This window comes from Pseudomonas sp. SDO5532_S415 (assembly GCF_054071155.1).
In genome coordinates this window covers 21879-30340 of the sequence record NZ_JBSVWS010000053.1, presented here as the reverse complement: position 1 = coordinate 30340, position 8462 = coordinate 21879, and the positions used below count along the sequence as shown (strand labels likewise).

Here is an 8462-nt window from a genome sequence, read left to right as displayed (position 1 = left end):
AAATAGTCTTCGTCTGAAACTCCGTCTTCGCGAGCAGGCTCGCTCCCACAGAGGATCGCGGACCGGGCCGAAATGAGGTCGGCTGTCAGGCCGCCTCGCTTCGGTTTTGCGCGATGCCCGCCCCCTCGAGCAAGCTTAGCTCCTACAGGCTCTTCCAAGTGACCGGCTGATGAAAGAGCGGAACCATTAGTGGCCGTTGCCGCAGCAATGGATATGTACACTGGATCATGAACACCACCAAAAGAAGAGGCACTACCTCCGATGCCGTCGGACATTACCCATTCCAGCTTCTGCAACTGGGTGCGCTTCAAGCACCTGGTGCTGATCGACACCCTGGCACGCACGCGCAACATGCACGCCACCGCCCTGCAGATGAACCTCAGCCAGCCCGCCTTGAGCAAAATGCTGCGTGACCTGGAGGAGCAATTCGGTTTTGCCCTGTTCCAGCGCCTGCCGCGCAGCATGCCGCCCACGGAGCTTGGCGAGTACGTGGTGCGTTATGCGCAGGGGGCGCTGGCCGATTCCCACACGTTCGTCGATCAGGTCAACCGGCTGCGCAAGGGCGGCCATGGTTTTCTCAAGGTGGGCGGGATTTTTGCGGCAACCTCGGTAGTGCTGCCCCAGGCCATTGCCGCGATCAAGGCGCGCAGTCCGTTGTTGTCGATTGAAGTGGTGGAGCAGTCCAGCGATCACCTGCTGGACATGCTTGAACAAAAAAAGCTCGACCTGATGATCGGCCGTTTTACCGAAGAGCGTTACCGCCAGGTCTTCGACTTCCAGCCGCTGGAGCCTGAGCCCTTCAGCCTGGTGGTCAACAGCCGCCATCCGCTGAACGCGCTGGACAGTACGCCGCTTGAGGCGCTGGGCCAGTGGCCGTGGGTGCTGTACCCGGTGGGGACGCCGATTCGCGATCGCCTGGAGCTGGCGTTCAAGGCCGCCGGTATCGCGTCGCCGGCAGACAGCGTCGATACCATCTCGATGCAGATGTTCCTGCAACTGCTGCAATCAGGGCCGATGATCGCGATGCTGCCCAGGTCCATGGTGGCGGCGCAGCTGGACAGTGGCCAGCTCAGGGAGCTGCAGACCCCGCTGCGCCTGGCGGCGCTGGAGTACGGCATCATCACCCGCAAGGACGAGCCCCTGGCCGGTTCGGCCCTGGAGTTCGCCGGGATCCTCCTCGATTTCGCGCGGCAGCGCCGGGAGGAGGGTGTGGCGAACGATTGACTAAAGCCATTCGATAAGCCAATTCGATAACGCCAGGTTATCGATTGATCGGATCATCTCATTGGGAATGTTGACGCCGGCTCCCTACAGTTGTCGCAGATTCGCCCGTCACGCAACGGGCGACGCCATAACAAGAAGTCAGCCGTACTGCCCTGTGAGGTCCCATGCAACTGATTGCCAGAACCCGGACCGGCGACCCAGCCGTGATCCGTCTCAACCCCCTGGACAACGTAGTGATTGCACGGCAGGCCCTGCCTGAGGGGCTGGGCCTGGAAGCCGAGGCGATCACTGTGCGCCAGCCGATTCCTTCCGGGCACAAAGTCGCGACCCAACGCGTGGAGCGGGGCCAGCCCCTGCGCCGTTATGGACAAATCATTGGTTTTGCCTCGCAACCCATCGAAGCCGGCGATCACGTGCATGTGCACAATGTGGAGATGGGCGACTTTGCCCGTGACTACGCCTTCGGCGTCGATGCCCACGCCACGCCGAGTACCGAAGCCGTGTTCCAGGGCATCGTGCGTGCCGATGGCCGCGTCGCGACCCGCAACTATGTCGGCATTCTCACCTCGGTGAACTGCTCGGCGACCGTGGCCCGGGCCGTGGCCGATCACTTTCGCCGGGATATCCACCCCGAGGCGCTGGCGGCCTTCCCGAATATCGATGGCGTGGTGGCGCTGACCCACGGCGCCGGCTGCGCAGTGGACCCCGGCGGCGAGGCCTTGGGCCTGTTGCGCCGCACCCTCGGCGGCTACGCCGTACACCCTAATTTCGCTGCGGTGCTGATCATCGGCCTGGGCTGTGAAACCAACCAGATCGAGAGCCTGCTCGAGACCCAGGGTCTGCAGGCCAGCGACCAGTTGCGTGCCTTCACCATCCAGGGCGCGGGCGGCACCTCGAAAACCATCGCCAGCGGTATCGAGCAGGTCAAGGCATTGTTGCCCCAGGCCAACCGGGTGCAGCGCGAGCCGGTCAGCGCCCGCCACTTGATCGTCGGTCTGCAATGCGGTGGCTCGGACGGTTACTCAGGCATCACCGCCAACCCGGCGCTGGGCAATGCCGTTGACCGCCTGGTGGCGGCCGGTGGCACCGCAATCCTCTCGGAAACCCCGGAGATCTATGGCGCCGAACATTTGCTGACGCGCCGCGCGGTGAGCCGCGAGGTGGGAGAAAAACTCATCGCGCGCATCCACTGGTGGGAAGACTACTGCCAGCGCATGAACGCCGAACTGAACAACAACCCCTCGGCCGGCAACAAGGCCGGTGGCCTGACCACCATCCTCGAGAAATCCCTGGGCGCGGTGGCCAAGGCCGGCTCCAGCAACCTGGTGGATGTGTACCAGTACGCTGAAGCGGTTCGGGCCAAGGGCCTGGTGTTCATGGACACCCCGGGGTACGACCCGGTCTCGGCCACGGGGCAAGTCGCGGGCGGTGCCAACCTGATCGCCTTCACCACGGGCCGGGGTTCGGCCTACGGCTGTGCGCCGGTGCCTTCGATCAAGCTGGCGACCAACAACCGGGTGTTCGAGCACCAGGAAGAAGACATGGACGTGAACTGCGGCGGCATCGCCGACGGTTCCACCAGCATTGAAGAACGCGGCGCCTACATCTTCGAACAGATGCTGCGCATCGCTTCCGGCGAGCTCAGCAAGAGCGAACAACACGGGTACGGGCAGAACGAGTTCGTGCCCTGGCAGATCGGTGCCGTGACCTGATTGACAGCCCTGCAACCTTCACAAGGCGAAAATGACATGCAAGTTTCCGGACATAACTTTGTCGCGGGCCAGCGCAGTGCGCTGGGCGACACCCTGGTCTACAGCGTCGACGCCCATACCGGCGAACGCCTGCCGGGCGCTTTTCATCAGGCCACCCTGGCCGAAGTTGACCATGCGGTAGCGGCGGCGAGTACGGCGTTCCCGCTGTTTCGCAACCTGCCGGCGGTACGCCGGGCGGAATTTCTGGAAGCCATCGCCGACGAACTCGATGGCCTGGGCGAGGATTTCATCGCCTTGACCTGCCGGGAAACGGCATTGCCGAGCGCTCGCATCCAGGGAGAGCGCGGGCGTACCAGCGGCCAGATGCGTTTGTTCGCCCGGGTGCTGCGTCGTGGTGATTTCTATGGTGCACGCATTGATCAGGCATTGCCGGATCGCTCGCCATTACCGCGCCCGGACTTGCGCCAATACCGTATCGGGGTCGGTCCGGTGGCGGTGTTCGGTGCCAGCAACTTTCCCCTGGCATTCTCCACCGCCGGCGGTGATACCGCTGCCGCCCTGGCCGCCGGTTGCCCGGTGGTGTTCAAGGCCCACAGCGGCCACATGGTCACGGCGGAGCGGGTGGCCGAAGCGCTGATCCGCGCCGTCGAACGCACCGGCATGCCGGCTGGCGTGTTCAACATGATTTTCGGTGCCGGCGTTGGCGAGGCACTGGTCAAACACCCGGGCATCCAGGCCGTGGGCTTTACCGGCTCGCTCAAGGGCGGCCGTGCCCTGTGCGACATGGCGGCGGCCAGGCCGCAACCGATCCCGGTGTTCGCCGAGATGTCGAGCATCAACCCGGTGCTGGTCTTGCCACAGGCGCTGGCCAATCGTGGCGCGCAGCTGGCCAGGGAACTGACCGCCTCGGTGGTGCAGGGCTGTGGCCAGTTCTGCACCAACCCGGGTCTTGTATTGGGTATTCGCTCGCCGGCATTCAGCAGCTTCATCGAGCGCCTGACCGGGCACATGGCCGAACAGGCGCCGCAGACCATGCTCAATGCCGGCACCTTGAACAGCTATGGCAAAGGCTTGCAGGCCTTGCTGGCTCACCCGCGCATCAAACACTTGAGCGGTCTGGCGCAGAAGGGGAACCAGGCGCAGCCGCAGCTGTTCGAGGCCGATATCAACCTGTTGCTGGACCAGGATGAGCTGTTGCAGGAAGAGGTCTTCGGCCCTTGCACGGTAGTGGTCCAGGCGGCGGACGAGGCTGAGTTGTTGCGCGCTGTCGGCGCCTTGCACGGTCAACTTACGGCCACGTTGCTGGCCGACAACGATGACCTCGTCGCCTTCAGTCAACTGTTCGGGGCGCTGGAGGTGAAGGTCGGTCGCGTGCTGCTTAACGGCTACCCGACCGGTGTCGAGGTGTGTGATGCCATGGTCCACGGCGGCCCGTACCCGGCCACCTCGGATGCCCGCGGCACGTCGGTCGGCACTTTGGCGATCGATCGCTTCCTGCGTCCGGTGTGCTACCAGAACGTGCCCGATGCGTTGTTGCCCGATGCCTTGAAGAACGCCAATCCACTGGGCATACAGCGCCTGGTTGATGGCAAGCACAGTACAGCGGCGTTGAATTGATCACGGAGCAACAAGCATGACTGAAGCCAAACGCTACGACGCACAAACGCTCACCACGTTCGTCGAGCAACTGTTCGAAAAAGCCGGGGCCGACACCGAGGTCGCCCAGGCGGTGACCCGGGTACTGCTCGAAGGTGAGCTGCTGGGTCATCGTACCCACGGCCTCAATCTGGTGAGCCGCTATATCGGCGGTATGCTCACAGGACAGGTCAAGGCCCGTGCCGGGATGCTCGAACAGGTTTCCGATAGCGGCATTTCATCGCTGTTCGATGGCCACTATGTGCTCGGCCCTTATTGTGTCAGCCGTGCGCTGGACAGCGCGGCGCAAGGTGCCACACAGCAGGGCATCGGTATCGCCGTGGTGCGCCGAGCCTCGCACATCGGTTGTCTGGCTGCTTACCTCAAACCCTTCACGGATCGTGGCCTGGTGGCCATGGTGTATTCCTCGGACCCATCGGCGGGGCTGGTGTGCGCCCACGGCGGAATCGATCCGATCTATACGCCCAACCCGATTGCCGCCGGCATCCCGACCCGGGGCGAGCCGATCCTGCTGGATGTCAGCATGTCCACCGTGACCCTGGGCCTGGTCGGCCAGTGCCGCGATGCCGGCAGCACGCTGCCGCACCCGGTGCTGATGAGCAATGAGGGCCGGTTGAGCGACGACCCGGCCGACTTCTTCACCACACCGCCGGGCAGCATTCTGCCCTTGGGTGGCCAGGCCTTCGGCCACAAGGGCTTTGCCCTGGCGATTCTGGTCGAGGCGCTGACCTCGGGCCTGGCCGGCCACGGACGCAAGGACGCCCCGGACCAATGGGGCGCCTCGGCCACGGCGGTGGTGATCGACCCGCGTTTCTTCGGCGGGCTGGAGGCCTTCACCGACGAAAGCTCGTTCCTGAGCAAACTGATCCTGGCAAGTCGACCGGTCGACCCCGAGCGCCCGGTGCGCTTGCCTGGCCAGGCCGGCTTGAAACTGCGTGAGCAGGCCCTGCGCGAAGGCGTGAGCCTGGCGCCGAAGGTGGTCGATGAGCTCAACAAGACTGCCGGGCAGTTGCAATTGCCAGCCCTTTCTTAACGCCCATTTGCCCCTGTAGGAGCGAGCTCGCTCGCGATGGAGGTCAACGATAACGCTGGCGTCCTGATTAGACGCGGCGCCCTCAAGTCCATCGCGAGCAAGCTCGTTCCTACAGGTCGCGAGAGCGAGTACCGACATGACATACAACGACAACAAGAGTGCAGACATGACCAACGAATCGAAAACCCGGGCACCCCTGCAGCTGAGCAAAAATGCCGCCGTTTTCAACACCGGCAGTTGGGTCGGACGCGTCTGGCTGCCCGGCCAGGGGCCCGCCGTGATACTGGTCAAAGACGGTGCCGCGTACGATATCAGCGCCCATGTGGCGACCGTCTCGGCCTTGCTTGAAGTGGCTGACCCGGTGGCGTACTTGCGTGCCTTGCCCTTGGCCGAGGCCTTGATCGAATTGCCCGCGCTGCTGGACAACAGCGACCCGAGCCGGCGCGACGAGAACCTGCCATGGTTGCTCGCGCCGATCGACCTGCAGGCGGTCAAGGCCGCTGGCGTGACCTTCGCTGCCAGTTTGCTGGAGCGTGTGGTGGAAGAGCAGGCCAAGGGTGATCCGGCCAAGGCCGACGCGATCCGCGACACCCTGGCCAGCCGCATCGGTGCCGACCTGTCGCAAATCGTCCCGGGCTCGGCCCAGGCCGAAGCCTTGCGCAAGGTCCTGGTAGAGCAGGGCCTGTGGTCGCAGTATCTGGAAGTGGGCATCGGCCCGGACGCTGAAATCTTCACCAAGGCCCAGCCGCTGTCGGCGGTCGGTCACGGTGCCGACATCGGCATTCATCCCAAGTCGAGCTGGAACAACCCGGAGCCGGAAGTGGTGCTGGCGGTGTCGAGCAACGGCACTATTCAAGGCGCCATGCTCGGCAACGACGTCAACCTGCGTGACTTCGAAGGGCGCAGTGCCTTGCTGCTGTCCAAGGCCAAGGACAACAACGCCTCCACTTCGCTGGGGCCGTTGCTGCGCTTGTTCGACGAGACCTTCAGCCTGGATGACGTGCGTAGCGCGCAAGTGGATCTGCGTGTCGAAGGCCAGGACGGTTTCATCCTCGAAGGCCGCAGTTCGATGAGCCAGATCAGCCGCGACCCGGCTGACCTGGTCCAGCAGACGCTCAATGAAAACCATCAATATCCCGACGGCCTGGTGCTGTTTCTCGGTACCCTGTTCGCCCCCAAGCAGGATCGCGACCAGCCGGGCAGCGGTTTCACCCACAAATTGGGCGATGTGGTGGCGATCAGCAACCCGCAGCTGGGTACCTTGTGCAACCGTGTGACCACCAGCGACCAGGCGCCGCAATGGGACTTCGGCCTGCGCTCGCTGCTCGACAGCCTGAGCCGGCGCGGTCTGCTCGAAGCGGCGGTGACGGCGCGCCAACCCTGATTTTTGTTTCTCCCGGCATTGAAACCGCTGCAATAACAATAATAAAGGCCACCAGATGAACAAACTGAAGAAGTATCAAAGCATCACCGTTGTCTTCCTGCTATTGATCGGCATCGTCAATTACCTGGACCGTAGTGCGCTGTCGATCGCCAATACTTCGATTCAGAAGGACATGATGATCAGCCCTTCGCAGATGGGCATTCTGTTGTCGGCGTTCTCCATTGCCTACGCCTTTGCGCAGTTGCCGATGGGCCTGATCATCGACCGCCTGGGCAGCAAGATCGCCCTGGGTGCCTCGTTGATGGCCTGGTCGGTGGCGCAGTCGGCGTTCGGCATGGTCAACAGCTTCGCCGGCTTCATGGGCCTGCGCGTGCTGCTGGGGATTGGCGAGGCGCCGATGTTCCCCTCGGCGGCCAAGGCCCTGTCCGAATGGTTCGATGCCAACGAGCGCGGTACGCCGACCGGCATCGTCTGGTCGTCGACCTGTCTGGGCCCATGCCTGGCGCCGCCCTTGCTGACCCTGTTCATGGTCAACTTCGGCTGGCGTGGCATGTTCATCATCACCGGTGTGATCGGCATCGTCCTGGCCCTGTGCTGGTTGACCTTCTACAAGAGCAAGGCGCAGTACCTGGCCGAACTCGCGGCTGAAGGCAAACCCTTGCCGACCGAAAAGACAGCGCACGTGCAAGCGGCCGACCCGCAGGCACCGAAGGTGTCGTACTTCGCTGGCTGGCTCGACCTGTTCAAGCACCGCAGCACCTGGGGTGCGGTCCTGGGCTTCATGGGCGTGATCTACATGCTGTGGCTGCACCTGACCTGGCTGCCCGGTTACTTCGAGCGCGAGCACGGCATGAACCTGTACAAGACCGCATGGCTGGTGTCGCTGGCCTATGGCTTCGGCGCGGTGGGCACCATCGTCGCCGGTCGTTTCTGCGACATGCTGGTACGCCGTGGCATGAGCATCCTGGCCAGCCGCAAATTCGGCGTGATCACCGGCCTGGTGCTGGCGGCGCTGTTCACCTTGCCGCTGTCGTATGTCAGCGGCCTGACCGGTTGCATCATCCTGCTGTGCCTGGCGCTGTTCAGCATCAACATGGCCAGCGCCACGGCCTGGATGATCGTCAACACCATCGTCGACAGCCGCCGGGTCGCCTCGTTCGGTTCGATCCAGAACTTCGGCGGCTACATCGCCGGTTCCGTCGCACCGATCGTCACCGGCTTCAGCATCCAGTACTCGGGTTCGTTCAACACCGCGTTCATGATCAGTGCGGTGGTGGCGCTGTGCTCGGCCCTGGCGTACTTCCTGCTGCTCAACGCGCCGATCGGCAGTGCCGAGCCTGCGCCTGAGCACATCGTTGGCGTGACTGAGTAAGGGATGTACAAACACCTGTAGGAGCGAGCTCTGCTCGCGATGGACGTCAACGATAACGCGTGCAGTCTGAATGAATGCGTT

6 protein-coding genes are annotated in these 8462 nt (G+C 63.5%); all 6 read left to right on the top strand.

Going from position 1 to position 8462, the window contains the following annotated elements:
• Nucleotides 1–261: 261 nt before the first annotated feature.
• The 6 genes from ACW9HW_RS14445 (at nt 262) to ACW9HW_RS14420 (ending at nt 8381) form a co-directional block, all read left to right on the top strand.
• Nucleotides 262–1224 carry a LysR family transcriptional regulator gene (locus ACW9HW_RS14445; protein ID WP_457400454.1) on the top strand — a complete coding sequence of 321 codons (963 nt, stop codon included), beginning with the start codon at nt 262–264 and terminating at the stop codon, nt 1222–1224.
• 164 nt (nt 1225–1388) lie between these two features.
• The gene (locus tag ACW9HW_RS14440) at nt 1389–2936 is read left to right on the top strand and encodes a UxaA family hydrolase (protein ID WP_457400452.1); all 1548 of its coding nucleotides are present in this window, start codon (nt 1389–1391) and stop codon (nt 2934–2936) included.
• Between the two features lie 36 nt (nt 2937–2972).
• Nucleotides 2973–4553, top strand: coding sequence for an aldehyde dehydrogenase (NADP(+)) (locus tag ACW9HW_RS14435; RefSeq protein WP_457400450.1), 1581 nt, complete (start codon nt 2973–2975; stop codon nt 4551–4553).
• A gap of 16 nt (nt 4554–4569) precedes the next feature.
• Nucleotides 4570–5625 (top strand): Ldh family oxidoreductase, encoded by a 1056-nt coding sequence (locus tag ACW9HW_RS14430; RefSeq protein ID WP_095196193.1) that lies wholly within the window; start codon nt 4570–4572, stop codon nt 5623–5625.
• A gap of 166 nt (nt 5626–5791) precedes the next feature.
• Nucleotides 5792–7009: a fumarylacetoacetate hydrolase family protein gene (locus ACW9HW_RS14425; RefSeq protein ID WP_457400457.1), complete on the top strand. Its 1218-nt coding sequence runs from the start codon at nt 5792–5794 to the stop codon at nt 7007–7009.
• A 55-nt stretch (nt 7010–7064) separates the two neighbouring features.
• Complete coding sequence (locus ACW9HW_RS14420; protein WP_095196195.1) at nt 7065–8381, top strand: MFS transporter; 1317 nt, start codon at nt 7065–7067, stop codon at nt 8379–8381.
• Nucleotides 8382–8462 lie beyond the last annotated feature (81 nt).